The following is a 25,854-nucleotide window of genomic DNA, read 5'->3' as shown; positions in this document are numbered from 1 at the left end:
AGCCGGATTGTAGCGCCAAACCGGGCGGGCGCCGGCATGCGCGGATGAAATAAAAAAGGCCACGGATCGCTCCGTGGCCGGCAGTGAAAGGCACGGTCAGGGCGCTTCGCGCGCTTCTGCGGCCGCGCTCGAGGCAGCGGCCGGTCCGTGCAGCAGGGAGACGGTTCAGAAGGCCGGCACCACGGCGCCCTGGTATTTTTCTTCGATGAACTTCTTGACCTCAGGCGAGTTCAGCGCGGCGGCCAGCTTCTTGATGGCCGGGCTGTCCTTGTTGTCTTCGCGCGCCACCAGTAGGTTGGCGTAGGGCGAGTTGGCGTCTTCGATGAACAGCGAGTCCTTGACCGGGTTCAGCTTGGCTTCCAGCGCGTAGTTGGTGTTGATCAGGGCGACATCGACCTGGTTCAGCACGCGCGGCAGGGTCGCCGCTTCCAGGGCGCGGAACTTCAGCTTCTTGGGATTTTCGACGATGTCCTTCTGGGTCGACGAGATGTTGGAGGTGTCCTTGAGCTTGATCAGGCCGTTGCGGGCCAGCAGCAGCAGGGCGCGGCCCGAGTTGGACGGGTCGTTCGGAATGGCGATGGTGGCGCCGTTGGGGATATCGGCGGTCTTCTTGTATTTCTGCGAGTAGGCGGCGAAAGGCTCGACGTGGACCTTGGCCACCGGCACTTCGATGTCGTTCTTGTGGCTCTTCTTGAACTGGTCGAGGTAGGGCTGGTGCAGGAAGAAGTTGCCGTCGACCTGCTTCTCGTTGGTCTGCGCCGCCGGTTGCACGTAGTCGGTGAAGACCTTGATCTGCAGGTCGATGCCTTCCTTGGCCAGGGCCGGCTTGATGTGCTCGAGGATCTCCGCGTGCGGCACCGGGGTGGCGGCGATCACCAGCTTGTCGGCGGCGTGCGCGCCGATGGAAAACGCCAGTGCGGCGCCGGCGAGCAGGGGGGAAATCAGTTTGCGGGACATGTTTGCTCCAGTCTTGTTGTGAGAGTTCAAGTGTTGAATCGAAACGTCATTTGCGGGTAAAGCGCAGCACCAGGCGGTCGCCGAAGAACTGCAGCAGCTGCACCAGCACCACGAGGATAGCCACCGTCACTACCATCACCTCGGTCTGGAAGCGCTGGTAGCCGTAGCGGATGGCGAGGTCGCCCAGGCCGCCGCCGCCGATCACGCCCGACATGGCGGCATACGACATGAGCGTGATGGCGGTGATGGTGACCGCCGCCAGCAGCCCCGGCAGGGCTTCGGGCAGCAGCGCGCCGAAGATGATCTGGCGGCGCCGCGCGCCCATGGCGGTACAGGCCTCGATCACGCCGCGGTCGATCTCGCGCAGCACGCTTTCGGTCAGGCGCGCGAAGAATGGCGCGGTGCCGATCACCAGCGGCGGTATCGCGCCGGTCACGCCCAGCGAGGTGCCCACCAGCCACAGCGTGAAGGGAATCAGCACGATCAGCAGGATCAGGAACGGCACCGAACGCAGCACGTTCACCAGCAGCGACAGCGCCAGGTAGATGCCGCGCTGCGCCAGCAACTGGCGGCGGTTGGTCAGGAACAGCAGGATCCCCAGCGGCAGGCCCAGCAGGATGGTGAAGAACAGCGAGCCGCCGGTCATGGCCAGGGTTTCCTGGGTGGCCTCCCACACCTCGCTCCAGTCGATCTGGGACAGGTCGATCAGCGCGCTCATGCCAGCACCTCGTGCTCGATCCCTGAGCGGCGCAGGCGTTCCAGCACTTGCGCCACATCCTCCTCGCCGCCGGAGAACTCCACCAGCAGCTGGCCATAGGGCGTGTCCTTGATGCGCGAGACCGTGCCCTGCACGATGGTCGCCAGCGCCGCCGTGGCCGCGGTCAGTTGCGACAGGATGGGCTGGGACGCCAGCTCGCCGGCGTAGGTCAGGCGCACCAGCTGGCCGCCGGGGCGGCGCTGGTAGAAGTCGCCGGCCTGGTCGTAGGCGTGGCTCTCGGCCAGCAGGGCGCGCGTGACCGCGTGGCGCGGGCGCAGGAAGATATCCACCACCTTGCCGTGTTCGGCCACGGCGCCGGCGTCGAGCACGGCGACGCGGTCGCAGATGCTGCGGATCACATCCATCTCGTGGGTGATCAGGACGATGGTCAGGCCCAGCTTGCGGTTGATCTCCAGCAGCAGGCGCAGGATGGATTGCGTGGTTTCCGGGTCGAGCGAGGAGGTGGCCTCGTCGCACAGCAGCAGGCGCGGCGTGTTCGCCAGGGAACGGGCGATCCCGACGCGCTGCTTCTGGCCGCCCGACAGCTGCGACGGATACTGGTCGCGATGATCTTGCAGGCCCACCAGCTGCAGCAGCTCGTCGACGCGCCGGGCGCGTTCTTCGCGGCTGTAGCGGCCGGTGATCTTGAGCGGCCAATCGATGTTCTGGGCGACGGTCTTGGCGTTGAGCAGGTTGAAGTGCTGGAATACCATGCCCACGCGCTGGCGCAGTTCGAGCAGGCCGTCATGGCCGAGCGTGGTGATGTCTTCGCCGTCGATCAGGATGCGGCCCTGGTCGGGGCGTTCGAGCAGGTTGAGCGTACGGATGAGTGTGCTCTTGCCGGCGCCGGAACGGCCGATGATGCCGAAGATCTCGCCTTGGGCGATGTCCAGGTTGATGTCCTGCAGGGCGATGATGTCGCGCTTGTTGGCCTGGTAGGTCTTGTGGAGGTGCTCGATGCGGATCACGGTCGATCAATTCTTATAGGATGATCGAGTCTAACTTTTGGTTATTTGGGCGGGAAGTTCTTATTAGTTTTTTGCTTATGCGAAAAAGCAATTAAGGAATTGTTGGTTTGTTATGTTGGAGGGATGGTGGCGGGTATGTCGTGAGAGATATGGATGGCGAGTAGCTTGTACCTAACCGTCTTCCTGCCGTCCCGGCGCATGCCGGGATCCAGCGTCGTTTGTCGCGCCTCCTTGGATTCCGTTCGGGCTGAGTGGCCGCTTTGGCGGCGTATCGAAGTCGGCGTGGATGCAGTCGTTGTTGTTTGGGTAGTCTGGTCTTGCTGCCTGCAGATGTACCGGCTTTAGCCTTATCTTTCTCCGGTCGGGCCGGAGCGCCGGGGGCGGCCCGGCAGCCGCTCACTTTTCTTGCTCCGCCAAGAAAAGTAAGCAAAAGAAGGCGGCCCCTAAGTGCCAGCCCCTTCGGGGTACCCGTCGGAGCGTCGCAAAAAGTGGGGTCGTCAGAGTCGCTGCGCTCCGACTGACGCCCTGATCCACTTTTTGCGCCGCTCCGACGGCTGGCCCACAAGGGGAACAGCATATCCGGCTCGCCTGCGGCATCGCGCTGTCTCCGACTCGCCTGCGGCATCGATTCCTTGGCTCGCGATCTCAATTAATCCGTCGTCCCTGCGAAAGCGGGGATCCAGCGACTTTCGTTGCGCTCCTTGGATTCCGTTCGGACTGAGTAGCCGCTTTGGCGGCGTATCGAAGTCGGCATGGATGCAGTCGTTGTTGTTTGGGTAGTCATGTCTTGCTGCATGCAGATGTACCGGCTTGATACTTATCTTTCTCCGGTCGGAAGGGAGCGCCGGGGGCGGCCCGGCAGCCGCTCACTTTCTTTGGCCCGCCAAAGAAAGTAAGCAAAGAAAACGGCCCCTAAGTGCCAGCCCCTTCGGGGTACCCGTCGGAGCGGCGCAAAAAGTGGGGTCGTCAGAGTCGCTGCGCTCCGACTGACGCCCTGATCCACTTTTTGCGCCACTCCGACGGCTGGCCCACAAGGGGAAAGCGTATCCGGCTCGCCTGCGGCCTCGCGCTGTCTCTTACTCGCCTGCGGCTTTGTCTTGCTTGTTGCTCGTTGGCGGTTCCCTTGGGCGACTCGCTATCTCATTTAATCCGTTGTCCCCGCGAAAGCGGGGATCCAGCGACGTTCGTTGCGCTCCTTGGATTCCGTTCGGACTGAGTAGCCGCTTTGGCGGCGTATCGAAGTCGGCGTGGATGCAGTCGTTGTTGTTTGGGTAGTCAGGTCTTGCTGCATGCAGATGTACCGGCTTGATACTTATCTTTCTCCGGTCGGGCCGGAGCGCCGGGGGCGGCCCGGCAGCCGCTTACTTTTCTTGCTCCGCCAAGAAAAGTAAGCAAAAGAAGGCGGCCCCTAAGTGCCAGCCCCTTCGGGGTGCCCGTCGGAGCGGCGCAAAAAGTGGGGTCGTCAGAGTCGCTGCGCTCCGACTGACGCCCTGATCCACTTTTTGCGCCACTCCGACGGCTGGCCCACAAGGGGAAAGCGTATCCGGCTCGCCTGCGGCATCGCGTGGTCTCCGACTCGCCTGCGGCTTTGTCTTGCTTGTTGCTCGTTGGCGGTTCCCTTGGGCGACTCACTATCTCATTTAATCCGTCGTCCCCGCGTAAGCGGGGATCCAGCGACTTTCGTTGCGCTCCTTGGATTCCGTTCGGACTGAGTAGCCGCTTTGGCGGCGTATCGAAGTCGGCGTGGATGGCGTCTTTGTTTGGGTAGTCTGGTCTTGCTGCGTGCAGATGTACCGGCTTTAGACTTATCTTTCTCCGGTCGAGAGGGAGCGCCGGGGGCGGCCCGGCAGCCGCTCACTTTCTTTGGCCCGCCAAAGAAAGTAAGCAAAGAAAACGGCCCCTAAGCGCCAGCCCCTTCGGGGTGCCCGTCGGAGCGGCGCAAAAAGTGGGGTCGTCAGAGTCGCTGCGCTCCGACTGACGCCCTGATCCACTTTTTGCGCCGCTCCGACGGCTGGCCCACAAGGGGAAAGCGTGTCCGGCTCGCCTGCGGCATCGCGCTGTCTCCGACTCGCCTGCGGCATCGATTCCTTGGCTCGCGATCTCAATTAATCCGTCGTCCCCGCGAAAGCGGGGATCCAGCGTCGTTCAACGCGCGTCGATACAAACAAACGGGCAATAAGTATCTTGAAGATCAGGAGGTGTTGTCTATCTCTTCCATGTCATCCCGGCGTAGGCCGGGATCCAGCGTCGCTCAGCGGACGTTGAGGCATAACAAACGCCACTGGGTTCCTGCTTTTGCAGGAACGACGGAGGCGGTTGGAAAAACGGCAGTGCAGGAATCAAGACAAAAGCCGAAGGCGAGTACCCAAGCAGTTCAACAACAGCAATCAAGAGCAAACCACCACGCAATGGCTTACCTGCCCACCGGTACCGGTTCCAACGCCTCCAGCGCAAGCACCTGCCTCACCGTCGCCGCCACGTAATCGATCTCGCCCTGCGTGGTGCCGCGCCCCAGCGAGAACCGCACCGCGTTGCGCGCCGCGTCGGGCGTGCAGCCGATGGCCAGCAGGACGAAAGAGGGCGCGGAAGCGGCCGAGTTGCAGGCTGAGCCGGCCGACACCGCGATGCCCAGCAACTGGCTGGCCAGCGTGCCGTAGCGCGTCGGCGGGAAGCTGACGTTGAGGTTGTGCGGCACGCGGTTGATCGCGCAGCCGTTGAGCTGCACGCCGGGCAAGCCGGCGATGCCGTTCCACAAGCGCTCGCGCAGGGCGCGGATGCGTTCGCCTTCCTCTTCCAGCAGGCGCCCCGCCAGTTCGAAGGCCTCGCCCATGCCGACGATCTGGTGCGTGGCCAGCGTGCCGGAGCGCATGCCGTTCTCATGGCCGCCGCCGTCGATCTGGGCTTGCAGCCTGAGGTCGGGATTGTGGCGCACGTACAGCGCGCCGATGCCTTTGGGGCCATAGACCTTGTGTGCCGAGAACGACATCAGGTCGACCTTCAGGCGCTTGACGTCGACGGCGATCTTGCCGGCCGCCTGCACGGCGTCCACATGGAACACGATGCCGCGCCCGGCGCAGATCTCGCCCAGTTCGGCGATGGGCTGGATCACGCCGATCTCGTTGTTGACGTACATCACCGAGGCCAGGATGGTGTCGGGACGCAGCGCTTCACGGAACTGCTCAGGCGTGACCAGGCCGTCCGCGCCGGGTTGCAGGAAGGTGACGTCGAAGCCGGCGCGCTCCAGCGTGTGCATGGTGTCCAGCACCGCCTTGTGCTCGGTGGCGACGGTGACCAGGTGCTTGCCGCGGCCCTGGGCGCGCAGCGTCAAGGCGGCGCCTTTCAGGGCCAGGTTGTTGGATTCGGTCGCGCCCGAGGTCCAGACGATCTCGGCGGGCTGGGCGCCGACCAGGCCGGCCACCTGCCCGCGCGCCTTTTCCACCGCGCGCCGCGCTTCCCAGCCGAAGGGGTGGGAGCTGCTGGCGGCGTTGCCGAACTTGTCGGTCAGGAAGTCGCACATCACCCTGGCGACCTGCGGATCGACCGGCGTGGTGGCGCCGTAGTCGAGGTAGATGGGGAAGCTCACGCCGGCGGGCGGGCGACAGGGGGGGCGGGTGTTCATGGCGGACGAATCCAGGTAATCCAGCGAAGACGGTTTGACATTACGCCACGCCTGCGGCCGGAAAACCATGGTCGAGCGCATTGTTCATCTGCAACTTCGAATGATTCGCCAGGGGCGGACGGCGGGCCGTGCGGGAGGGTCGGGCCGATTCCCGGCCGGCCTGGCGCCTCATGCATTAGCTTATACAAAATTATTATACTGAAATAGAATAAATACAAACCTATAATCCGAAAATCATATGCAAGGATCCGGATCAAGGATTCGCCAGGATTCCCAGGGATTGCGATGGATTTGAACCAGCTCGAGGCATTTGCCGCGGTGATGACGATAGGCAGCGTGACCGGCGCCGGGCGCAGCCTTGGCCGTTCGCAGCCGGCCGTCAGCAAGGCCATCGGCGACCTGGAAGCCGAGCTGGGCTATGCGCTGTTCGACCGCAACGGGCCGCGCGTGACGCCTACCGGCAAGGCCTTCCTGCTGTACGAGGAGGTCGAGCGTTCGCTGGTCGGCCTGCGCAGCATCCGCGAGCGCGCCGCCGAGATCGGCCGCGAAGAGGCGCAACCGGTGCACCTGGTGGCCACGCCCGCGCTGGCCTCGACCATCGCGCCGGCCGCCTTGCAGCAGGTGGCGCAGGGCGGCTTCGGCTTGCCCGAGCACATCCACCTGCGCAGCGCCTCTGCCGAGCAAGTAGTGCATGCGGTGCTGCACCGTACCGTCAGCCTGGGCCTGACCAGCCTGCCGGTGGCGCATCGCGGGCTGGACCTGCACTGGATAGGCGAGGCGCCCTGCGTGGCGGTGTTGCGCGCCGACCATCCGCTGGCGAAGAAGGACAAGATCAGCCGCGCCGCGTTGCGCGGCGAGCGCGTGATCACCATGTCCAATCGCTATCGCTTGCGCCAGCGCATCGAAACCGCGCTGGGCGACGATCATCCGCTGGACGTGGCGATCGACACCAACACCTCCTTCAACGCCATCATGGCCGCGCATGCCGGGCTGGGAGTGGCGCTGGTGGAGCCGATCACGGCGCTGGGCATGCCCATCGAAGGGTTGGTGGTGAGGAAGCTGGCCATCGACATCCCGTTCTATTTCGGCGTGGTGACGCCGTTCGGCAAGCCGGTGGAAGGCATCACCCGCGCGCTGATCGACGCGGTGGAGAGCTCGGCGCGCAATATCCTGCACGGCTTCGTCAAGCGCGACGCGGCCGAGCACGACGAATTGCTTTGAATGACGCAAGGCCATGGCAGGCGCACCGGGAAGGCGCCGCCGGGCCGGCAGCAACAGGCAGGACCAACGAATAACCAACGAGAGACGGCAGCGGGGCGCAGCGATGCGGGCCGCCGCGTCTCTTTCATGCATTGAAGGGGCGACATGCTCAATATCGACAACACGGCGCCGATCGGACTGCCCGCGCTGGAAGCGCGCCTGCGCCAGGACCTGGAATGGCTGGCGCTGCCCGGCAAATCGTGGACACCCAAGGTCGAGCGCGACGGCGCGCCGGTGCAGGACGTGGCCATCGTCGGCGGCGGCCAGGCCGGCATGGCGGCGTCGGTGGCGCTGTCCCACCTGGGCATTCCCAATGTCATCTACGACCAGTCGCCCGAGGATTTCGAAGGCCCCTGGGCCACCACTGCGCGCATGGAAACGCTGCGCTCGCCCAAGACCCTGACCGGCCCCGCGCTGGGCTTTTCCACGCTGACCTTCCGCGCCTGGTTCGAGGCCCAGTTCGGCCTGGCGGCCTGGGAGGCGCTGGACAAGATCCCGCGCCTGCAGTGGATGGATTACCTGCGCTGGTTCCGTCGCGTGATGCGGCTGGATGTGCGCAACGAGCATCGCGTGCTGGCCGTGCTGCCGCGCGCCGACGGCCTGGTCGAGCTGAAGCTGCGTTCGCCCGCGGGAGAGTCGTCGGTGCTGGCGCGCCGGGTGGTGCTGGCCACCGGCCGCGACGGCCTGGGCGGCGCCTACCTGCCGCCGCTGGCGCAGCAGCTGCCGCGCGACCGCTGGGCGCATTCCTCCGACGTGTTCGACTATGCCAGCCTCAAGGGCAAGCGTGTGGGCGTGGTCGGCGGCGGTTCGTCGGCCATGGACAGCGCGGCTACCGCGCTGGAAGAGGGCGCCGCGCGCGTGGACCTGCTGATCCGCCGCAAGGAACTGCCGCGCATCAACAAGGGCAAGGGCTCGGGCAACCCCGGCCTGGTCAACGGCCACCAGCACCTGCCGGACGCCTGGAAATGGCGCATCCGCCACTACGTCAACATCCAGCAGGTGCCGCCGCCCTCGGGCAGCACGCGCCGCGTGTCGCGCTTCGCCAATGCGCGCTTCCTGCTCGGCACCGCCATCGAGAGCGCCGCCGCGCGGGACGATGGCGCGTTGCTGCTGCAGACCAATCGCGGCCCGCTGGAACTGGATTTCCTGTTCTTCTCGACCGGCTTCCAGGTGGACTGGTCGGCGCGTCCCGAATACGCCGCCATCGCCCCGCATATCCTGTCCTGGGGCGAGCGCTACACGCCGCCGGCCGGCGAGGAAGACGCCGAGCTGAGCAGCATGCCCTATCTCGGCCCCTTCTTCGAGTTCCAGGAAAAGCAAGCCGGCGACTTGCCCGGCCTGGAGCGCGTACACTGCTTCTGCTATCCGGCCACGGCCAGCCACGGCACCGTCTCGGGCGACATTCCCGCCATCAGCGACGGCGCCTATCGCCTGGCGCAAGGCATCGCCTCGCTGATGTACGGCGAGGACGTGCAACACCATTACCGCAACATCCAGGCGTACGAGGAGCCCGAACTGGTGGGCGACGAATGGACGCCTTCCGCATGGGAACTGCCCCGATGAGCATGGCGATCGCGAAGAGCGTGCTGCAGGCGCTGATGGTGGTGCTGTTGATGACGGTGATCGTCTTCTTCGGCCTGCACCTGATCGGCAACCCGGTCGACATCCTGATCGGCCAGGACGTCGACCAGGTCGACCGCCTGCGCATCATCAAGGAGCTGGGCCTGGACCAGCCGGTGTGGCGCCAGTACCTGTCCTTCCTCAACGGCGCGCTGCACGGCAACCTGGGCAACAGCTTCGTCTACAACTCGCCGGCCATCCTGCTGATCTTCCAGCGCCTGCCGGCCACGCTGGAGCTGGCCTTCGCCGCGCTGATCCTGGCGCTGCTGATGGGCGTGCCGCTGGGCCTGTTCGCCGGCCTCAAGCCCGAGCATCCCTTCTCGCGCATGGTGATGACCGGCAGCATCCTCGGCTTCTCGCTGCCGACCTTCTGGATCGGCCTGATGCTGATCATGGTGTTCGCGGTCTCGCTGGGCTGGCTGCCCTCCGGCGGACGCGGCCAGACCGCCGGCCTGTTCGGCATCCAGTGGTCGTGGCTGACACTGGACGGCTGGCGCCACATCATCCTGCCGGCCATCAACCTGTCGCTGTTCAAGATTTCGCTGGTGATCCGCCTGACCCGCGCCAACGTGCGCGAGGTGCTGCCGATGGACTTCGTCAAGTTCGCCCGCGCCAAGGGGCTTTCGCCGGCGCGCGTGGTGCTGATGTATGTGCTGCGCAATACGCTGATCCCGCTGGTCACCGTGGTCGGCCTGGAGTTCGGCTCCACCATCGCCTTCGCGGTGGTCACCGAGAGCGTGTTCGCCTGGCCCGGCGCCGGCAAGCTGATCCTGGACAGCATCAATGCGCTGGATCGTCCGGTGATCGTGGCCTACCTGATGGTCATCGTGTGCTTGTTCGTCACGCTCAACCTGGTGGTCGACGTGCTCTACAAGCTACTGGATCCGCGAGTGCGGGTGGAGGCGAGGGCATGAGCGCGCAACCCGAGATGACGCAGGAAGAGGTGCGCGCCCGCATCTCCGAGCTGTCGGCGTTCCAGGCGCCGCGCCGGGAGTCGCCGTGGCGGCGCGTGGCGCGCCATTTCTTCGCCTCCCGCACCGCCACGCTGGGCCTGGCCATCGTGCTGCTGCTGGCGGTCTGCGCCATCGCCGCGCCCTGGATCACGCCGCAGAACCCCTACGACCTGGGCCAGGTGGACGTGCTGGACTCCCGCATGCCGCCCGGCACGCTCAACGGCGGCGGCAGCTTCAGCTACTGGCTGGGTTCCGACGGCCAGGGCCGCGACCTGCTCTCGGCCATCGTCTACGGCCTGCGCATCAGCGTGGGCATCGGCGTCGGCTCGGCGCTGATCGCCGGCGTGATCGGCACCCTGGTCGGTCTGCTGGCCGCCTATGCCGGCGGCAAGACCGACACGCTCCTGATGCGCCTGGCCGACCTGGTGCTGTCGTTCCCGTCGATCCTGGTGGCGATGCTGATCCTGGCCTATGTCGGCAAGGGCATCCTCAATGTGATGGCCACGCTGGTGGTGCTGGAATGGGCCTACTATGCCCGCACCGCGCGCGGACAGGCGCTGGTGGAGCGCCAGAAGGAATACGTCGAGGCCGCGCGCGGCCTGAACCTGTCATCGTGGCGCATCATGGTGCGCCACATCCTGCCCAACTGCCTGCCGCCGCTGATCGTGATCGGCACGCTGCAGGTGGCGCGCGCGATCACGCTGGAGGCGACGCTGTCCTTCCTCGGCCTTGGCGTGCCGGTCACCGAGCCTTCGCTGGGGCTGCTGATCTTCAACGGCTACCAGTTCATGCTCTCGGGCGAATACTGGATCAGCTTCTACCCCGGCATCGCGCTGCTGGTGGTGATCGTGGCCATCAACCTGGTGGGCGACCGCCTGCGCGACATCCTGAATCCGAGGTGGCAGAAGTGAGCGCGCCGAACAACAGCCCGACCCTGGAAGTGCGCGGCCTGCGCACCCATTTCTTCACGCCCGATGGCGTGCTGCCGGCGGTGGACGACGTCTCGCTGGCGGTCGCCCGCGGCCGCATCCTCGGCCTGGTGGGCGAGTCCGGTTCCGGCAAGAGCGTCACCGGCTTCTCGATCCTGGGCATGGTCGATGCGCCGGGCAAGATCGTCGGCGGCGAGATCCTGTTCCAGGGCCGCGACCTGGTGGGCATGGACCGCGCCGCGCTGCGCGAACTGCAGGGCAACCGCATCGCCATGATCTTCCAGGATCCGATGATGACCTTGAACCCGGTGCTCAAGGTCGAGGCGCAGATGGTCGACGCCGTGCTGGCGCACAGCAAGATGAGCCGCCAGGCCGCGCGCGAACTGGCGCGCGACACGCTGGGCGCGATGGGCATCGCCAGTCCTGAGGAGCGGCTGCAGGCTTACCCGCACCAGCTCTCCGGCGGCATGCGCCAGCGCGTGGCGATCGCCATCGCCATGTTGCACAAGCCCGACCTGATCATTGCCGACGAGCCGACCACGGCGCTGGATGTCACCATCCAGGCGCAGATCCTGTCCGAAGTGCAGAAAATGGCGCGCCAGCACGGCACCGCGCTGATCTGGATCACCCACGACCTGTCGGTGGTGGCGGGGCTGGCCGACGAGGTGGCGGTGATGTACGCCGGCCGCATCGTCGAGCAGGGCAGCGTGGCAGAGGTGCTCGACGCGCCGCTGCATCCCTATACCCAGGGCCTGATCGGCAGCCTGCCCAGCAACAACCGGCGCGGCGCGCGGCTGCGCCAGATTCCCGGCATGACGCCCAACCTCCTGCACCTGCCGCCGACCTGCGCCTTCGCCGCGCGCTGCGAGCGGGTCAGCCAGCAATGCCTGGCGGCGCCGGCCATCAGCGAACCGCTGCCGGGCCACCTGGTGCGCTGCTTCCATCCGGCGCAGGCAAGCAATACCGAAGTGAAGGCGCAACATGGATAAGGCAGTCATTCCCCTCATCGAAACCCGCGCCGTCAGCCGCCGGTTCGGCGAGCGCCGCCAGGGCTGGCTGGAGCGCCAGCTGCAGCAGCGCGGCTGGACGCGCGCGCCGGCCGTCACGCGCGCGCTCGACCGGGTCGACCTCAAGGTCATGCCGGGCGAAGTGGTCGGGCTGGTCGGCGAATCCGGCTGCGGCAAGTCCACCCTGGGCCGCATCGCCTGCGGCCTGCTCGATCCGTCGGACGGCCAGGCGCTGGTGGGCGGGCGCGACCGCGCCGCGCTGACCCGCGCCGGGCAGGACGCCGCGCGCCTGCAGGTGCAGATGATCTTCCAGAACCCTTACGCCAGCCTCAACCCGCGCCTGCGGGTGGACCAGATCGTCGGCGAAGCGGCCCAGGTCAACGGCAAGGTCGAGGGCGAACTGGACGACTACGTTTGCCGCCAGCTGCTGCGCGCCGGCCTCGATCCGGCGCTGCGCGACCGCTATCCGCACCAGTTCTCCGGCGGCCAGCGCCAGCGCATCGGCATCGCCCGCGCGCTGGCCGTGCAGCCCGAGATGCTGGTGTGCGACGAGGCGGTGGCGGCGCTGGACGTGTCGATCCAGGCGCAGATCCTCAATCTCTTCATGGACCTGCGCGAAGAGCTGGGCCTGACCTATCTCTTCATCAGCCACGACCTGGGCGTGGTGGAGCACGTCTCCGACCGCGTGGTGATCATGTACCTGGGACGGGTGGTCGAAAGCGCGCCGGTGGGCGAGCTGTTCGGCCGTCCCAACCATCCCTACACGCAGGCGCTGCTGGCCGAGGTGCCGCGCATGTCGGCGCGCAAGAAGGAGTTCACGGCGATCAGGGGCGAGATCCCCAGTCCGTTGAACCCGCCGGGCGGCTGCCACTTCAACCCGCGCTGCCCGCATGCCACGCAGCGCTGCCGCGAGCAGCAGCCGGCCTTGAAGGAAATCGCGCCGGGCCACATGAGCGCCTGCCATCTCAACGATGGCTGAGCCGGCGCGCCGGCCCCTATTTTTGCAGCACCGAAGTAAAGAATTAAAGAATCCACGATTGCTTACAACCTGACCAACACAGAGGAACAGCACATGAAAAAGACCCTTCTGACCCGCCTGCTGGCAGTCGCCCTGACCGGCGTGGCGCTGGCCGCCGCCGCCGACGCGGCGCGCGCCCAGAACCTCAACATCGCCTTCGCCGACCCCTTGTCGTCGATGGATCCGCAGTTGAACAACCACGCCGGCGACCGCTCGGTGGACCTGCACTTCTGGGACCTGCTGGTCCAGAACGACTACAACAAGCTGGTGCCGGGCCTGGCGGTGAGCTGGAAGAACATCGACCCCAAGACCTGGGAATTCAAGCTGCGCCCGAACGTGAAGTGGCAGGACGGCAAGCCCTTCACCGCCGATGACGTGATCTTCTCCTACCAGCGCGCGCGCGCCGTGCCGGGCAGCGTGGCCACCTTCGCCGGCTACCTGCGCACGGTGGAGTCGGTCACCGCCAAGGATCCGCTGACCCTGGTGATCAAGACCAACATCCCCAACCCGGACCTGCCGCTGAACCTGGCCTCGGTGCACATCGTCAGCAAGCACGTGGGCGAGAAGTCGCAGACGGAGAACTACAACAGCGGCGCCGCCGTGGTCGGCACCGGCCCCTACAGGTTCGTCTCCTACACGCCGGGCGACCGCGTGGTGATGCAGCGCAACGACGCCTACTGGAACGGCAAGCCGCTGTGGGACAAGGTCAACTACCGCTACATCAACAACGGCGCGGCGCGCACCGCGGCGCTGCTCTCGGGCGACGTGGACGTGATCGACAAGGTCTCGGTGTCGGACCTGGGCAAGCTCAAGCAATCGCCCAACGTCACCGTTTATCCGTACAACGGCCTGCGCGTGCTGCTGATCCAGCCGAGCTTCCACCAGGGCCCGAGTCCCTTCATCACCGACAACGCCGGCAAGCAGCTGGAAAAGAACCCGCTGCTGGACGTGCGCGTGCGCCGCGCCATGTCGCTGGCGATCAACCGCAAGGCCATCATCGACCGCATCCTGCAAGGCGCGGCCACCGAGGCCAACCAGTGGATGCCCACCGACACCTTCGGCTATAACCCGGACATCAAGAACATCCCCTTCGACGCCGCCGAGGCCAAGAAGCTGTTGGCCGAAGCCGGCTTCCCGGACGGCTTCAAGCTGACCATCCACGTGCCCAACGACCGCTATCCGCAAGCGCCTGAAACCATGCAGGCGGTGGCGCAGTTCTGGACCCGCATCGGCATCAAGACCCAGGTCGAAGTGCTGCCCTGGGCCTCGTACTCCTCGCGCGCCAACAAGAACGAGTTCGCGGTTTCCGTGCTGGCATGGGGCAACGGCACCGGCGAGGCCAGCTATGCGCTGGTCAACGTGCTGGGCACGGTCGACGCCAAGAAGGGCATCGGCGCCTCCAACTGGAACCACTACAGCAACCCGGCCGTGGACCGTGCGCTGGCCGATTCCACTGCCGAGTTCGACGCCGGCAAGCGTGAAGCCATCCTGCGCGCTTCGGCCAAGGTGGTGTCCGACGACGTCGGCGTGATCCCGATGTACCACTACCAGAACATCTGGGCCGCGAAGAAGGGCCTGAAGGTCACGCCCATCAGCAGCGACCGCACCACCGCCATGATGGTCACCCAGGAAAAGAAGTAAGGCCATGCCCAACTTCGCCATCTCGGCCACTCCGGCCGACGCGCTGATCGACGTGCCGCGCCGCATCGTGGTGAGCGGCGCGCTGCCGGGCGAACCGGTGCGGGTGTCGTCGGCCACCGTGCGCCATGGCGTGGAATGGCGCAGCAGCGCCTGCTTCCTGGCTGACGCCAGCGGTTGCGTGGACCTCAGCATGAGCCCGGCCATCGACGGCGACTACCAGGGCATCGACCCGATGGGCCTGCTGTGGTCGCAGCAGCCGGCCCAGCCGGGCCGGCGCGACAACTTCCACGCCGACGTCATGGCGCCGCTGGAAACCACGCTGACGGTGTCGGCGGTGGCCGACCTCGGCATCGAGCAATGCCGTCCGGCCAGCACGCGGCTGGTGCAGCGGCTGGCGGCCGAGGGCGTCATCCGGCGCGAGGTGAGGGAAGCGGGGCTGGTCGGCACGCTGTTCCTGCCGGCCACCCCGGGCCCGCATCCGGCGGTGATGATCGTCAACGGTTCCGGCGGCGGCATCAACGAGCCGCGGGCGGCGCTGTATGCCTCGCGCGGTTATGCCGCCTTCGCGCTGGCCTACTTCAAGGCGCCGGGCTTGTCCGACTACATCTCCAATACGCCGCTGGAATATTTCGAGCGCGGCCTTGACTGGCTGCGCGCCGAAGTGCGGCCGCAGGACGATTTCGTCGCCATCAGCGGCCAGTCGCGCGGCGGCGAGCTGGTGCTGCTGCTGGGCGCGACCTTCCCGCAAAAGGTCTCGGCGGTGCTGGCCTACGTGCCCAGCGCGCTGGTGCACAGCGGCCAGAACGCCGCCGATCCGGCGGTGGGCAGGGAAGGGCCGACCTGGCTGCTGCGCGGCCAGCCCTTGCCGCACCAGTGGCAAGGCAACCGCAGCGCCAGCTGGCAACCCTTCGACGACGGACCCGCGCCGCACCGCCATGAACTGGCGATGCTCACGGCGCTGGAAGATGAAGACGCGGTGGCGCGCGCGCGCATCCCGGTCGAGCGTATCGCCGCGCCGGTGCTGCTGTTGTCGGCCACCGACGATGGTTCCTGGCCTTCCAGCATCTACTGCGGCATGGTCGCCGACAAGCTGGCCGAGGTCGGACACGCTTGGCCGGTGCTGTGGCGCAACTACGCCAACGCCGGTCACTCCATCCTGTTCCCGTTCGTGCCGACCACGCAGACCACCTATGCGCACCCGGTCTCGGGCCGCATCAGCACCGGCGGCGGCGAGCCCTCGGCCAATGCGCGCGCCGACCTCGATTCATGGCAGCAGGCGCAGCAGTTCCTGCGCGATGCCGTCTCCAAACACACGCTCCCAAAGGAAAAAGCATGAGCACTCCCGTCTACGACATCGGCCGCGATGTCATCGACCAACTGGCCGGCCTTGAACCGGGCAGCCCGCTGCACACCCTGCGTCACCAGCGCGACAAGGTCGCCGCCGCCTCGCAGGGCAGCTACGACACCCTGTTCGATCCGGCGCTGGAAGGCATCGCGCTCGACGAGCGTCTGCTGGTCGCCCTGTACGCCTGCCGCCTGGCCGGCGCCGCCGACGTGGCCGCGCATTACCGCGCCCGCCTGCAAGCCTTGCCGGCCGATGCGGCGCAGCTGGCCGCGGCCGACACCGGCACGCCGGAGCAATTGCCTGAAGGGCGCCTGCGCGCCATGCTGGTGTTCACGCGCGCGCTGACGCAACGTCCGGTGGAAGGCGACAAGGCCGCCATCGAAAAGCTGCCGGCCGCCGGCATCAGCACTCCCGCGGTGGTCGCGCTGTCGCAGCTGATCGCCTTCATTTCCTACCAGCTGCGCGTGATCGCCGGCCTCAAGGCCATGCAGGCCGCCGCCGGCAACTGAGGAGAACAGACATGAGCGAAATCATCAAAGCCAACGGCTTCACCAACGAAAGCCTGGAATGGGATGCGTGGCTGGACGTCGTCGCCCTGGAAGACGCCAGCGAAGACCAGATCAAGGTGCTGGAAGAGAGCAACGTCAAGGCCAAGACCTCCGACTACTACCTGTTCCTTGCGCACCAGCCGGACATCCTGCGCCAGCGCTCGGCCGCCTTCAACGCCATCATGTACGCCCCCGGCGGCATGTCGCGCGCCGAGCGCGAGCTGGGTTCGCTGGTGGTCTCGCGCATCAACGGCTGCGTCTATTGCGCCTCGGTGCACGCGCAACGCTTCGAGCAGCTGGCCAAGCGCAACGACACCGTCAGGCAAGTGTTCGACACGCCCTACGGCGCCGGCGTCGATGCGCGCGAGCAGGCCATCGCCAAATTCTCGGCCGAGCTGACCGAGCAGCCGGGCGACATCGGCGCGGCGCAGGTCAAGGCGTTGACAGACGCCGGCTTGAACGAGCTGGAAGTGCTGGACCTGATCCACTCGGTGGCCATCTTCGCCTGGGCCAATCGCCTGATGCTCAACCTGGGCGAACCGGTCTACCCGGACGGCAGCAAGGCCGAAGGCTGAGTTTTTTCAACAGACAAGCAAAGGAGACGCCATGCTGATTCCCGATCATCTCGTCTATGCCGAGACGCACGAGTGGGTGAGGGTGGAGGGCGACGGCACGCTGGTCGTCGGCATCACCGACTTCGGCCAGGAGCAACTGGGCACGCTGGTGTACGTGGACCTGCCTGCGGTGGGCAAGCAGTTGAAGCGCGGCGGCGAGTGCGGCATCGTCGAGTCCAACAAGACGGCCTCGGACCTGCACGCGCCGGTGGACGGCGAGGTTATCGCCATCAACGAGACGCTGGTGGATACGCCAGACGCCATCAACGGCGCGCCTTACGATCAGTGGATCTTCAAGCTGAAGCCGGCTGTGCCGTTTTCGGTGGAGGGGTTCTTGGATGCTGCCGGTTATATCAAGCTGGTGTCCTGATTTTTCTCCGTCGCTCCTGCAAAAGCAGGAGCCCGGGGTCGTACGTCAATGGAGGTAGCCAAGTGGGGCAGCCTCCGATCACGACACTGGGTACCTGCTTTCGCAGGGACGACAATGCGGAGATGGCTTGAACCTGCGCCTGTTTGATCCAATCTCTTGACTGTCGCTCCTGCGAAAGCAGGAGCCCAGCGTCGTTCGCCGCACATCAACGCCTTCAGGACGCCGAACGCGCCGCCCGAATATCAAACGCTCCACCCGTCTGCGCCCGGTCGCGCAAGGTCACCGCCTGCTTGCCCAGCAGGGGGAACACCAGCTCGGCGAAGCGTATCGATTCTTCCAGGTGCGGATAGCCGGACAGCACGAAGGTATCCACCCCGAGATCCACATATTCCTGCAGCCGCTCGGCCACCGTGGCGGCATCTCCCACCAGCGAGGTGCCGGCGCCGCCGCGCACCAGTCCCACGCCGGCCCACAGGTTGGGCGCGATTTCCAGCTTGTCGCGCCGGCCGCCATGCAGCGCGGCCATGCGCTGCTGTCCCACCGAATCCATGCGCGCGTAGTTTTGCTGCGCGCGGGCGATATCGTCGTCGGTCAGCTTGCTGATCAGGCGATCGGCATCGGCCCACGCCTCTTGCGTGGTCTCGCGCACGATCACGTGCAGGCGTACGCCGAAGCGCACCGTGCGTCCCCGTTTCGCGGCGCGCTCGCGCACGTCGGCGATCTTCTGCGCCACCGCCGCCGGCGGTTCGCCCCAGGTCAGGTAGGCATCCACGTGCTTGGCCGCGAGATCGTGCGCGGCCTCCGACGAGCCGCCGAAGTACAGCGGCGGATGGGGCTGCTGCACGGCATGGTGGAACACCTGTCCCTTCCTGATGCGGAAGTGCTTGCCTTCGTAATCCACCGTTTCGCCCTGCAGCAGGCGGCGCCAGATGGTGAGGTATTCGTCGGCGGCCTCATAACGCTCGTCATGCCTGAGGAACACGCCATCGGCCTCCAGCTCGGTGGCGTCGCCGCCCGGCACGACGTTGAGCAGCAGGCGGCCGTTCAATGCCTGGTCCAGCGTGGCGGCCTGGCGCGCGGACGGTCCCGGCCCGCCCAGCGAAGTGCGCAGCGCCACCAGCAGCTTGATCTTCTGCGTCACCGGCACCAGGCTGGCGGCCACGACCCAGGGATCCAGGCAGGATGCGCCGGTGGGGATCAGCAGGCCGTCATAGCCGAGGTTCTCGCTGGCGACGGCGATCTGGCGCATGTAGTCGATGGTCGGCGCGCGGCCGAAATCGGAGGTGCCGAGGTAGCGGGTGTCGCCGGAGGTGGGGAGGAACCAGAAGATGTCGGTGGCCATGCGGGTGTTTCCTTGCGTGATGCGGTCGTTGGGTTGGGCCGGACGGCCGGTTTGTTATTAGAGCGCCGCTGGGGTGGGATGACTAAGAATGTTTTTGCATTTTCTTAGTTGGGAAATGTGATTGGGCGCGATGCGCTCGCGAAGGCTGTCCTGAGCAGGCTACCCAAGGGCAGCGAGAGTCACGCTGACTTCGATACGCCGTTTCACGGCTACTCAGTCCGAACGGAGGATGGGGGAGGCGCCACGGACGACGCTGGGTTCCTGTTTTCGCAGGAACGACAAGGAGGAGGTCGCGTCGGGCGTCACGGGCTCGCGTCACGCCACTACCTGTCGTCCCTGCGAAAGCAGGGACCCAGCGTCGTGCGCCGTACACCCGGCATCGCGTCACGACGCCAAGAGAACCCAAACCGGACCGCATAAGCTTTCACGGAAATATTCGTGTCCGCGCAAAACGCCCCTTCCTATACTGGAACGCCCAAATTCAACAACAAGAAATCCAATGAAGACACTGCTGAAGACCCTTGCCCTGTCCGCCGCCGTCCTGTTCACCGCCAACGCCGTGGCGCAATCCAAGGAAGTGGTGATCGCCTACCAGGACATGGTCGTGCCCTGGCGTTATGCGCAGGACGCGCAGGCGCTGGAGAAGAAGACCGGCTACAAGGTCACCTTCCGCAAGCTGGCCAGCGGCGCCGATGTCATCCGCGCGCTGGCTTCCGGCTCGGTGCAGATCGGCGAGGCCGGCTCCGCGCCGATCGCGTCCGGCCTGTCGCAAGGCCTGGATATCCAGCTGTTCTGGATCCTCGACAACATCAACGACGCCGAAGCCCTGGTGGCGCGCAACGGCAGCGGCGTCAATGCGCTGGCCGACCTGAAGGGCAAGCGCCTGGCCGTGCCTTTCGTCTCGACCTCGCACTTCCACGCCTTGCTGGCGCTGGAAAACGCCAAGGTCGATCCGCGCGGCGTGAAGATCGTCAACTTGCGTCCGCCCGAGATTGCGGCGGCATGGGAGCGCGGCGACATCGACGCCACCTTCATCTGGGATCCGGTGCTGGCCAAGGTCAAGAAGAACGGCGCCGTGCTGACGACCTCGGGCCAGATCGCCAGGCAAACCGGCAAGGCCACCTTCGACGGCATCGTGGTGAGCCTGGCCTTCGCCAGGGACAACGACGCTTTCCTGACCGACCTGGTCAAGGTGCTGGCCGAGACCGACGACAACTACCGCAAGAACAAGGCTGCATGGAACGCCGATTCGGCGCCGGTGAAGGCGGTCGCCAAGTGGTCCGGCGCGGAGGCGGCGGAGGTGCCGGCGAGCCTGGCGCTGTACGAGTTCCCGACGCTGCAGCAGCAGGCCTCGGCCGAATGGCTGGGCGGCGGCGCAGCCAAGTCGCTGGCGGCGACCGCGGCTTTCCTGAAGAGCCAGGGCACCATCCAGAACGTGCTGCCGGATTACGCGACCGGGGTGAATGCCACCTGGGTGCGCAAGGCGGCGCAGTGAGCCAGGCGGCTTTCCTGAACTCCGGCCAGCCGGCCGGCGGACGTATCGAGGCGCACCGCTTGTCGGTGCGTTTTGCATCTTCCGGGCCGGATGAGCCGCTGGCGCTGGCGGGTGTCGATCTTGCCATCGCGTCCGGCGAGTTCGTGGTGGCGCTGGGGCCGTCGGGCTGCGGCAAGACCACCTTGCTCAATTGCCTGGCCGGCTTCATCGGCCCATCGCAAGGGCAGGTGCTGCTGGACGGCGCGCCGGTTTCCGGCCCCGGGCCGGCCTTGGGCGTGGTGTTCCAGAAGCACGCGTTGATGCCGTGGCTCAACGTCGAGGACAACGTCGCGCTGGGCCTGCGCTTTCGGGGGCTGCCGCGCGCGCAGCGACTGGCGCTGGCGCATGAGAAATTGAAGCTGGTGGGACTGGAGCGCCAGGCGAAGTCGCCGGTGTACCAGCTCTCCGGCGGCATGCAGCAGCGCGTCGGGATTGCGCGCGCGCTGGCCAACGATCCGCGCGTGCTGCTGATGGACGAGCCCATGGGCGCGCTCGACGCCCTGACGCGCGAGAGCGTGCAGGAGCTGCTGGCGCAGGTATGGGCGCGCACCGGCAAGACCGTCTTCTTCATCACCCACAGCGTCGAGGAGGCGCTGTTCCTGGGCAGCCGGGTGATTGTGATGTCGCCGCGGCCGGGCCGCATCGAGCATGATTTCGAGCTGCCGTTCCTGCGCCGCTATGTCGATACCGGCGACGCGCGCGCGGTGAAGTCGTCGCCGGATTTCATCGCCTGGCGCGAGCGCCTGTTGCAACTGGTGCATGGACTGGGAGCGCACGCATGAGCAACGCCGACCACGCTTCCCCTGCCATTGCCGCCGCGCGTGAAGCGCCGCACGCGCCTTCGGCGCAGCTGCCGCCGGCGCGCATCCATCCGCGGCCGGGCAGCGGCTCGTCCACCGGCATTGCGGCGGTGACGGTCGCGGTGGCATTGCTGCTGTGGTGGGGCGCCACCGCGGCCGGCTGGATCGCGCCGCTGTTCCTGCCGCCGCCGGCGGCGGTATGGCAAGCCGCGACGCAGGCCTGGGACGGCAACGTCCAGGGCGGCCTGCCGCTGTGGCAGCACATCGCCTGGAGCCTGCTGCGGGTGTTCGGCGCCTTCCTGCTGGCGGCGCTGGCCGCGGTGCCGGTGGGGCTGCTGATGGGCGCCAGCCGCATCGCGCGCGGCGTCTTCGACCCGTTGCTGGAGTTCTACCGGCCGTTGCCGCCGCTGGCCTATCTGCCGCTGATCGTGATCTGGTTCGGCATCGACGAGACCGCCAAGCTGCTGCTGATCTGGCTGGCCTGCTTCGCTCCCATCGCCGTGTCTACCCGCGCCGGCGTGGCCGGCGTGCCGGCCGAGCAGCTGCATGCGGCGCAGTCCATGGGCGCGACGCGCTGGCAGCTGTTGCGCCACGTGATCCTGCCGGCGGCGCTGCCGGACATCCTCACCGGCCTGCGCATCGCCATCGGCTTCGGCTGGACCACGCTGGTGGCAGCCGAGATGGTGGCGGCCACGGCCGGGCTGGGGCAACTGGTGCTCAACGCCTCCAGCTTCCTGCGCACCGACGTGGTGGTGATGGGGATCATATTGATCGGCCTGATCGCGTATCTGTTCGACCTGGCGATGCGGCGCCTGGCCGATGCGCTCACGCCGTGGCGCGGGCATCGCTAGCGGGCGTCAGGCCAGCAGGCGGTTCTCGCCCAGCCATTTGGCGAACAGCTGCGCCTCGGCGCCGGCCTGCGGGCTGATGCCGAGGTAGTAGGGCGCCAGCGGCAGGCGCAGCTCGGGCAGCGGGCAGACCAGGCGGCCCGAGCGCAGGTCGTTGTCGGCCAGCGAGACCGGCGACAGCGCCAGGCCGAGGCCGTCGACCGCCGCCTGCAGCACGAAGTGCACGTGATCGAAATGCAGCATGGGCTGGGTGCGCGAGCGCTTCAGGCCGGCCAGCTTCTTCCACTCCTCCCAATCGCCGCGGCGGCTGCGCGAGAGCAGCAGCGTGTGTTCGGCAATCGCGCGGGCCTCGGGCAGCGGCGTGTTCCTGAGCAGCGCGGGCGAGGCCACCAGCAGCAGCTCGTCCTCCATGAAGCGTTGCACCTTGAGGCTCTCCGGCCAGTTGGTCTCGCCGCGCCGGATGGCAATGTCGAACGGTCCCGGCGCGCGGCTGACGATGGCGGTGCTGGTGGCCACGCGCGGCTCGATGCCGGGATAGCGTTCGACGAAGCCGGAGAGGTGCGGGATCAGCCAGCGCACCGCGAACGAGGGCCGCACGTTGATGCTGACCGGTCGCGTGGGCGCATCGCGCATGACGCGGCGCGCGGCGCCGGCCAGCATCTCCAGCGCCGGGCTGGCCTCTTCGAAGAACTGGCGGCCGCGCTCGGTCAGCAGCACCTGGCGGATGCGGCGCTCGAAGAGCGGCATGCCGAGGTAGTCTTCAAGGTTCTTGATCTGGCGGCTGACGGCGCCGTGGGTGACGTTGAGTTCTTGCGCCGCCAGTGTGAAACTCTGGTGGCGCGCGGCCGCGAGGAAGGCGCGGATGGCGTTGAGCGGGAGGGTGAGTTCGGCCATGCGTCAGATTTTATCACGCATGGCCGGAATTAATATCGTTTGTCAGCCCTCGCGCGCGCGCCGCATGATGGCAGCCATGACCACACCAGACCTGCATCAGGCCGACCTGCGGCGCGCCGATCTCGATTCGCGCCACGCCGCCATGTCGCTGGCCGCCGCCTTGCCTTGCGACATCGTGCTCTACCTGCTCCTGCCGATGTACGCCGAGCAGTTCCACGTGACGCTGGCCGAGGTCGGCGTCCTGCTGGCGGCCAACCGCCTGGTGCGCATCGCCGGCTATCGCTGGGTGACGCGTTTCTACTCGCGGCGCGGCGACCGCCCGACCTGCTTCTACGCAGTCTGCGCGGCCATCGCCTGCGCGCTGGGCTATACGGTGGCCAGCGGCTTCTGGGCGCTGCTGCCGCTGCGGCTGCTGTGGGGCATGGCCTTTGCCGGCCTCAATCTCTCGACCCAGGCCATGTCCACTTCCAACCCGATCGGCGCCGCGCGCCGATCGGGCCGCTCGCGCGGGGTGATCGCCATCGGGCCCATGCTGTGGCTGCCGCTGGCGGCGCTGCTGGCCAGCCACTACGGGCCGCGGCCGGTGTTCGCGCTGGTGGCGCTGACGGCGGTGATCGGCCTGTTTGCCGCGCGCCGCCTGCCGCAGCATGCCTATCCGCCGCTGCCGGCGCGCCGCTGGAAGCTGCCCAACGCACTGGACTGGTGGTCCTTCCTCGAAGGACTGACGCTGGACGGTTTGTTCATCGTCGGCCTGGCCTACATGAGCAAGCAGTCGTTTTCGGAACATGCGGAGCTGATCGCCGGCGTGCTGATGGCGCTGCGCTACTTCGGCGAGATCGTGCTCAGTCCGCTGGGCGGCTGGCTGGCCGAGCGCTTCGGCGCGGTGAAGGTGCTGGTGACGCTGTCGCTGGCGACCTGCGCGGCGCTGGTCGGTTTCGGCGGCGGCTTGCTGTGGCTGTTCGCCGGCTTCATTGTGATCCTGCGCGCCCTGCAACTGCCGCTGTTGCCGCCCATCGTCGCCGCCCGCACGCCGCCGGCCGAGCGTGTGCACGCGCTGGCCGGCCGCGCGATCTGGCGTGACATCGGCGCCGGCATGGGGCCGATGCTGGCGGGCTTGCTGTTGCCGGTGATGTCGTCGCTGTGGATCTACAGCATTTCCGCCGCCGCGCTGGCGCTGGCGGCAGTGGCCTGCGGGCGAGAGCCGGCCCATGCGCCGGCCGCGGCCGGGCCGCTCAAGCAGTAGGACGCAGCAAGAAGCGGAGGGAAGGCGCTTATGCGCCGGGCGGATATGCATGCGCGTATCGCTTCGTTCCCGGCGGGCGCGGTATTGCTTAGGATGGGCGCATCGAAACCTGCAAGCGGAGTGCGCATGAACGATCCCCAACTGTTCCAGGAGCTCGGCACGCTGGCGCTGGAGCCGATGCAGCCGACCGACAAGAAGCTGATCGCCGCCGTGTTCTTCGTCGGCCTGGCCTTGCTGGGCGCGCTGTTCTTCGTGCAGCGCTGGCTCCCCCTGGCGGGCTGAGCGCAGTCCGCCTTACTCTCTTTTTCCTACAGCCGGGTGCACTCGCTGAGCATTTCCGCCTGCGAGACGTTGCTGCCGGGCGGCACGCTGTGCGTGAGCCAGACGTTGCCGCCGATGACCGAACCCTGGCCGATGGTGATGCGGCCCAGCACGGTGGCGCCGGCATAGATCACCACGTCGTCCTCGACGATGGGGTGGCGTGGGATGCCCTTGACCAGCGAACCGTCGGGCTCGCTCGGGAAGCGCTTGGCGCCCAGCGTGACGGCCTGGTACAGGCGCACGTTGCGGCCGATGATGGTGGTTTCGCCGATCACCACGCCGGTGCCGTGGTCGATGAAGAAGCTGGGCGCGATCTGCGCCGCCGGATGGATGTCGATGCCGGTGGCGGAGTGCGCGATGTCGGCCACCAGGCGCGCCAGCAGCGGCGAGCCCAGCTTGTGCAGGGCATGCGCCAGGCGATGGCAGATGATCGCCGTAGTGCCGGGATAGCACAGCAGGATTTCCGAAATGCTCGATGCGGCGGGGTCGCCGTGATAGGCGGCCTGGATGTCGCTGACCAGCACATCGCGGATGGCCGGCAACTGGTGCGCGAAATCGCGCGTGATGGCGGCGGCGCGCGCGTGCAGCTCGTCTTCGCTTTGCGGTTCGTCGGCGGCGAAGTACAGGCCGCGGCGCACTTGCTCCTTCAGCGTGCACAGCGCAGCGTTGAGCTGGCTGCCGACGAAGTAGTCGATGGTCTCGTCGGACAGGTCGGTATGGCCGTAGTGCGTCGGGAACAGCGCCGCCTGCAGGTTCTGCAGCAGCTTTTGCATCGCCTCGCGCGAGGGCAGTTCGCGGATCTCGCCGCGATGGCGGATCTTGTTGGTGACTTCACGCGAGGTGCGCAGCCCGGCCACGACGGCAGACAGGCCCAGCCCTGCGATATCGGCCAGGGCGCTCAGTTCGGGAGTGTTCGAGGTATCCATGTCGGCATGCTATCAAAAATGCGCGCACGGCGTCGGCGCCCACGTTAATGCGTTGCGGCAACTTCGCCGCCGGACGTTCCTTCTTCTCCCTTTTCCATCTTATTTTGCCGCGTCCTTGGCGGGCGCTTGCCGGCGTTCATTCCAGCTGCGCTCGAACACCGGGTAGTAGTCCGGCTTGTTGAGCTGGCCGGCGGCGCGCGCGGCTTGCATCTCGGCGATGACTTCGGCGCGGGTCTTGCCGGCCGGCTTGCCCGGGGCGGCGTCTTGGGCGTGGACCGCGGAGCAGGCGAGCGCGGCGGCGAGGGCGGCGATGTGGAGCAGTTTCATGATGGTTCCTTTC

At 66.8% G+C, this 25,854-nt stretch carries 22 protein-coding genes and 1 pseudogene; 15 read left to right on the top strand and 8 right to left on the bottom strand.

Going from position 1 to position 25,854, the window contains the following annotated elements:
* Positions 1 to 165: 165 nt before the first annotated feature.
* The 4 genes from Herbaro_RS15275 to Herbaro_RS15260 form a co-directional block, all read right to left on the bottom strand.
* A complete protein-coding gene (locus Herbaro_RS15275) occupies positions 166 to 957 on the bottom strand; it encodes a MetQ/NlpA family ABC transporter substrate-binding protein (RefSeq protein WP_275010469.1) in 792 nt (263 codons plus the stop codon).
* Between the two features lie 46 nt (positions 958 to 1,003).
* Complete coding sequence (locus tag Herbaro_RS15270; protein WP_275010468.1) at positions 1,004 to 1,675, bottom strand: methionine ABC transporter permease; 672 nt, start codon at positions 1,673 to 1,675, stop codon at positions 1,004 to 1,006.
* A complete protein-coding gene (locus tag Herbaro_RS15265) occupies positions 1,672 to 2,682 on the bottom strand; it encodes a methionine ABC transporter ATP-binding protein (protein ID WP_275010467.1) in 1,011 nt (336 codons plus the stop codon). Before Herbaro_RS15265 ends, Herbaro_RS15270 begins: the two co-directional genes overlap by 4 nt.
* A 2,413-nt stretch (positions 2,683 to 5,095) precedes the next feature.
* Positions 5,096 to 6,301 (bottom strand): aminotransferase class V-fold PLP-dependent enzyme, encoded by a 1,206-nt coding sequence (locus Herbaro_RS15260; RefSeq protein ID WP_275010466.1) that lies wholly within the window; start codon positions 6,299 to 6,301, stop codon positions 5,096 to 5,098.
* Between the two features lie 285 nt (positions 6,302 to 6,586).
* On the opposite strand from Herbaro_RS15260, the gene Herbaro_RS15255 reads away from it, so the two are divergent.
* The 10 genes and pseudogenes from Herbaro_RS15255 (at position 6,587) to gcvH (ending at position 17,606) form a co-directional block, all read left to right on the top strand.
* Positions 6,587 to 7,522, top strand: a complete 936-nt coding sequence (locus Herbaro_RS15255) for a LysR family transcriptional regulator (RefSeq protein WP_275010465.1) — start codon at positions 6,587 to 6,589, stop codon at positions 7,520 to 7,522.
* A 144-nt stretch (positions 7,523 to 7,666) separates the two neighbouring features.
* The gene (locus Herbaro_RS15250; RefSeq protein WP_275010464.1) at positions 7,667 to 9,124 is read left to right on the top strand and encodes a SidA/IucD/PvdA family monooxygenase; all 1,458 of its coding nucleotides are present in this window, start codon (positions 7,667 to 7,669) and stop codon (positions 9,122 to 9,124) included.
* Positions 9,121 to 10,095 (top strand): ABC transporter permease, encoded by a 975-nt coding sequence (locus tag Herbaro_RS15245; RefSeq protein WP_275010463.1) that lies wholly within the window; start codon positions 9,121 to 9,123, stop codon positions 10,093 to 10,095. Before Herbaro_RS15250 ends, Herbaro_RS15245 begins: the two co-directional genes overlap by 4 nt.
* Positions 10,096 to 10,109: 14 nt before the next feature.
* The gene (locus Herbaro_RS15240; protein WP_275014035.1) at positions 10,110 to 11,045 is read left to right on the top strand and encodes an ABC transporter permease; all 936 of its coding nucleotides are present in this window, start codon (positions 10,110 to 10,112) and stop codon (positions 11,043 to 11,045) included.
* Positions 11,042 to 12,052 (top strand): ABC transporter ATP-binding protein, encoded by a 1,011-nt coding sequence (locus tag Herbaro_RS15235; RefSeq protein ID WP_275010462.1) that lies wholly within the window; start codon positions 11,042 to 11,044, stop codon positions 12,050 to 12,052. Before Herbaro_RS15240 ends, Herbaro_RS15235 begins: the two co-directional genes overlap by 4 nt.
* On the top strand, positions 12,045 to 13,049 hold the full coding sequence (locus tag Herbaro_RS15230; protein ID WP_275010461.1) for an ABC transporter ATP-binding protein: 1,005 nt from the start codon (positions 12,045 to 12,047) through the stop codon (positions 13,047 to 13,049). The genes Herbaro_RS15235 and Herbaro_RS15230 overlap by 8 nt, the downstream gene beginning before the upstream one ends.
* 93 nt (positions 13,050 to 13,142) lie before the next feature.
* Positions 13,143 to 14,729: an ABC transporter substrate-binding protein gene (locus Herbaro_RS15225; RefSeq protein ID WP_275010460.1), complete on the top strand. Its 1,587-nt coding sequence runs from the start codon at positions 13,143 to 13,145 to the stop codon at positions 14,727 to 14,729.
* Between the two features lie 4 nt (positions 14,730 to 14,733).
* Positions 14,734 to 16,065 (top strand): acyl-CoA thioester hydrolase/BAAT C-terminal domain-containing protein, encoded by a 1,332-nt coding sequence (locus tag Herbaro_RS15220; RefSeq protein ID WP_275010459.1) that lies wholly within the window; start codon positions 14,734 to 14,736, stop codon positions 16,063 to 16,065.
* A pseudogene (locus Herbaro_RS22480) lies at positions 16,062 to 17,197 on the top strand (CMD domain protein). Before Herbaro_RS15220 ends, Herbaro_RS22480 begins: the two are co-directional and overlap by 4 nt.
* Before the next feature lie 31 nt (positions 17,198 to 17,228).
* Complete coding sequence (gene gcvH / locus Herbaro_RS15205) at positions 17,229 to 17,606, top strand: glycine cleavage system protein GcvH (RefSeq protein WP_275010456.1); 378 nt, start codon at positions 17,229 to 17,231, stop codon at positions 17,604 to 17,606.
* 214 nt (positions 17,607 to 17,820) lie between these two features.
* Here gcvH and ssuD read toward each other — a convergent pair whose 3' ends face one another.
* Positions 17,821 to 18,948: an FMNH2-dependent alkanesulfonate monooxygenase gene (gene ssuD / locus Herbaro_RS15200; RefSeq protein WP_275010455.1), complete on the bottom strand. Its 1,128-nt coding sequence runs from the start codon at positions 18,946 to 18,948 to the stop codon at positions 17,821 to 17,823.
* Positions 18,949 to 19,447: 499 nt separating this feature from the next.
* On the opposite strand from ssuD, the gene tauA reads away from it, so the two are divergent.
* From tauA to Herbaro_RS15185, 3 genes are read left to right on the top strand one after another with little or no spacing between them, the layout of a single operon-like run.
* On the top strand, positions 19,448 to 20,443 hold the full coding sequence (gene tauA / locus Herbaro_RS15195; protein WP_275010454.1) for a taurine ABC transporter substrate-binding protein: 996 nt from the start codon (positions 19,448 to 19,450) through the stop codon (positions 20,441 to 20,443).
* Between the two features lie 44 nt (positions 20,444 to 20,487).
* The gene (locus tag Herbaro_RS15190) at positions 20,488 to 21,264 is read left to right on the top strand and encodes a taurine ABC transporter ATP-binding protein (protein WP_446719337.1); all 777 of its coding nucleotides are present in this window, start codon (positions 20,488 to 20,490) and stop codon (positions 21,262 to 21,264) included.
* Positions 21,261 to 22,133, top strand: coding sequence for an ABC transporter permease subunit (locus tag Herbaro_RS15185; RefSeq protein ID WP_275010453.1), 873 nt, complete (start codon positions 21,261 to 21,263; stop codon positions 22,131 to 22,133). The genes Herbaro_RS15190 and Herbaro_RS15185 overlap by 4 nt, the downstream gene beginning before the upstream one ends.
* Positions 22,134 to 22,139: 6 nt before the next feature.
* Here the strand turns inward: Herbaro_RS15185 and Herbaro_RS15180 are convergent, their stop codons facing one another.
* Positions 22,140 to 23,024, bottom strand: a complete 885-nt coding sequence (locus Herbaro_RS15180) for a LysR substrate-binding domain-containing protein (protein ID WP_275010452.1) — start codon at positions 23,022 to 23,024, stop codon at positions 22,140 to 22,142.
* 76 nt (positions 23,025 to 23,100) lie between these two features.
* Between Herbaro_RS15180 and Herbaro_RS15175 the strand changes: the two genes are divergently transcribed.
* Together Herbaro_RS15175 and Herbaro_RS15170 are read left to right on the top strand one after the other, a co-directional pair.
* A complete protein-coding gene (locus Herbaro_RS15175; RefSeq protein ID WP_275010451.1) occupies positions 23,101 to 24,267 on the top strand; it encodes an MFS transporter in 1,167 nt (388 codons plus the stop codon).
* Positions 24,268 to 24,393: 126 nt separating this feature from the next.
* Positions 24,394 to 24,549 carry a hypothetical protein gene (locus tag Herbaro_RS15170; RefSeq protein WP_275010450.1) on the top strand — a complete coding sequence of 52 codons (156 nt, stop codon included), beginning with the start codon at positions 24,394 to 24,396 and terminating at the stop codon, positions 24,547 to 24,549.
* Between the two features lie 26 nt (positions 24,550 to 24,575).
* Here Herbaro_RS15170 and epsC read toward each other — a convergent pair whose 3' ends face one another.
* Both epsC and Herbaro_RS15160 read right to left on the bottom strand, forming a co-directional pair.
* Positions 24,576 to 25,514: a serine O-acetyltransferase EpsC gene (epsC, locus tag Herbaro_RS15165; protein WP_275010449.1), complete on the bottom strand. Its 939-nt coding sequence runs from the start codon at positions 25,512 to 25,514 to the stop codon at positions 24,576 to 24,578.
* 99 nt (positions 25,515 to 25,613) lie between these two features.
* Entirely contained in the window at positions 25,614 to 25,841 is a 228-nt protein-coding gene (locus tag Herbaro_RS15160) for a DUF4148 domain-containing protein (RefSeq protein ID WP_275010448.1), read from the bottom strand.
* Positions 25,842 to 25,854 lie beyond the last annotated feature (13 nt).

The organism is Herbaspirillum sp. WKF16 (genome assembly GCF_028993615.1).
In the GTDB taxonomy this organism is placed as follows: Bacteria; Pseudomonadota; Gammaproteobacteria; order Burkholderiales; family Burkholderiaceae_D; genus Herbaspirillum.
Note: the sequence above shows the minus strand (reverse complement) of the source record. Positions and strands in the feature narration are given on the sequence as shown.

What these genes read in the sequence shown, in the direction of transcription:
- Herbaro_RS15275 (WP_275010469.1), bottom strand. Translation starts at nt 957, where the DNA reads ATGTCCCGCAAACTGATTTCCCCCCTGCTCGCCGGCGCCGCACTGGCG.
- Herbaro_RS15270 (WP_275010468.1), bottom strand. Translation starts at nt 1,675, where the DNA reads ATGAGCGCGCTGATCGACCTGTCCCAGATCGACTGGAGCGAGGTGTGG.
- Herbaro_RS15260 (WP_275010466.1), bottom strand. Translation starts at nt 6,301, where the DNA reads ATGAACACCCGCCCCCCCTGTCGCCCGCCCGCCGGCGTGAGCTTCCCC.
- Herbaro_RS15255 (WP_275010465.1), top strand. Translation starts at nt 6,587, where the DNA reads ATGGATTTGAACCAGCTCGAGGCATTTGCCGCGGTGATGACGATAGGC.
- Herbaro_RS15250 (WP_275010464.1), top strand. Translation starts at nt 7,667, where the DNA reads ATGCTCAATATCGACAACACGGCGCCGATCGGACTGCCCGCGCTGGAA.
- Herbaro_RS15245 (WP_275010463.1), top strand. Translation starts at nt 9,121, where the DNA reads ATGAGCATGGCGATCGCGAAGAGCGTGCTGCAGGCGCTGATGGTGGTG.
- Herbaro_RS15240 (WP_275014035.1), top strand. Translation starts at nt 10,110, where the DNA reads ATGACGCAGGAAGAGGTGCGCGCCCGCATCTCCGAGCTGTCGGCGTTC.
- Herbaro_RS15230 (WP_275010461.1), top strand. Translation starts at nt 12,045, where the DNA reads ATGGATAAGGCAGTCATTCCCCTCATCGAAACCCGCGCCGTCAGCCGC.
- Herbaro_RS15225 (WP_275010460.1), top strand. Translation starts at nt 13,143, where the DNA reads ATGAAAAAGACCCTTCTGACCCGCCTGCTGGCAGTCGCCCTGACCGGC.
- Herbaro_RS15220 (WP_275010459.1), top strand. Translation starts at nt 14,734, where the DNA reads ATGCCCAACTTCGCCATCTCGGCCACTCCGGCCGACGCGCTGATCGAC.
- gcvH (WP_275010456.1), top strand. Translation starts at nt 17,229, where the DNA reads ATGCTGATTCCCGATCATCTCGTCTATGCCGAGACGCACGAGTGGGTG.
- ssuD (WP_275010455.1), bottom strand. Translation starts at nt 18,948, where the DNA reads ATGGCCACCGACATCTTCTGGTTCCTCCCCACCTCCGGCGACACCCGC.
- tauA (WP_275010454.1), top strand. Translation starts at nt 19,448, where the DNA reads ATGAAGACACTGCTGAAGACCCTTGCCCTGTCCGCCGCCGTCCTGTTC.
- Herbaro_RS15185 (WP_275010453.1), top strand. Translation starts at nt 21,261, where the DNA reads ATGAGCAACGCCGACCACGCTTCCCCTGCCATTGCCGCCGCGCGTGAA.
- Herbaro_RS15180 (WP_275010452.1), bottom strand. Translation starts at nt 23,024, where the DNA reads ATGGCCGAACTCACCCTCCCGCTCAACGCCATCCGCGCCTTCCTCGCG.
- Herbaro_RS15175 (WP_275010451.1), top strand. Translation starts at nt 23,101, where the DNA reads ATGACCACACCAGACCTGCATCAGGCCGACCTGCGGCGCGCCGATCTC.
- Herbaro_RS15170 (WP_275010450.1), top strand. Translation starts at nt 24,394, where the DNA reads ATGAACGATCCCCAACTGTTCCAGGAGCTCGGCACGCTGGCGCTGGAG.
- epsC (WP_275010449.1), bottom strand. Translation starts at nt 25,514, where the DNA reads ATGGATACCTCGAACACTCCCGAACTGAGCGCCCTGGCCGATATCGCA.
- Herbaro_RS15160 (WP_275010448.1), bottom strand. Translation starts at nt 25,841, where the DNA reads ATGAAACTGCTCCACATCGCCGCCCTCGCCGCCGCGCTCGCCTGCTCC.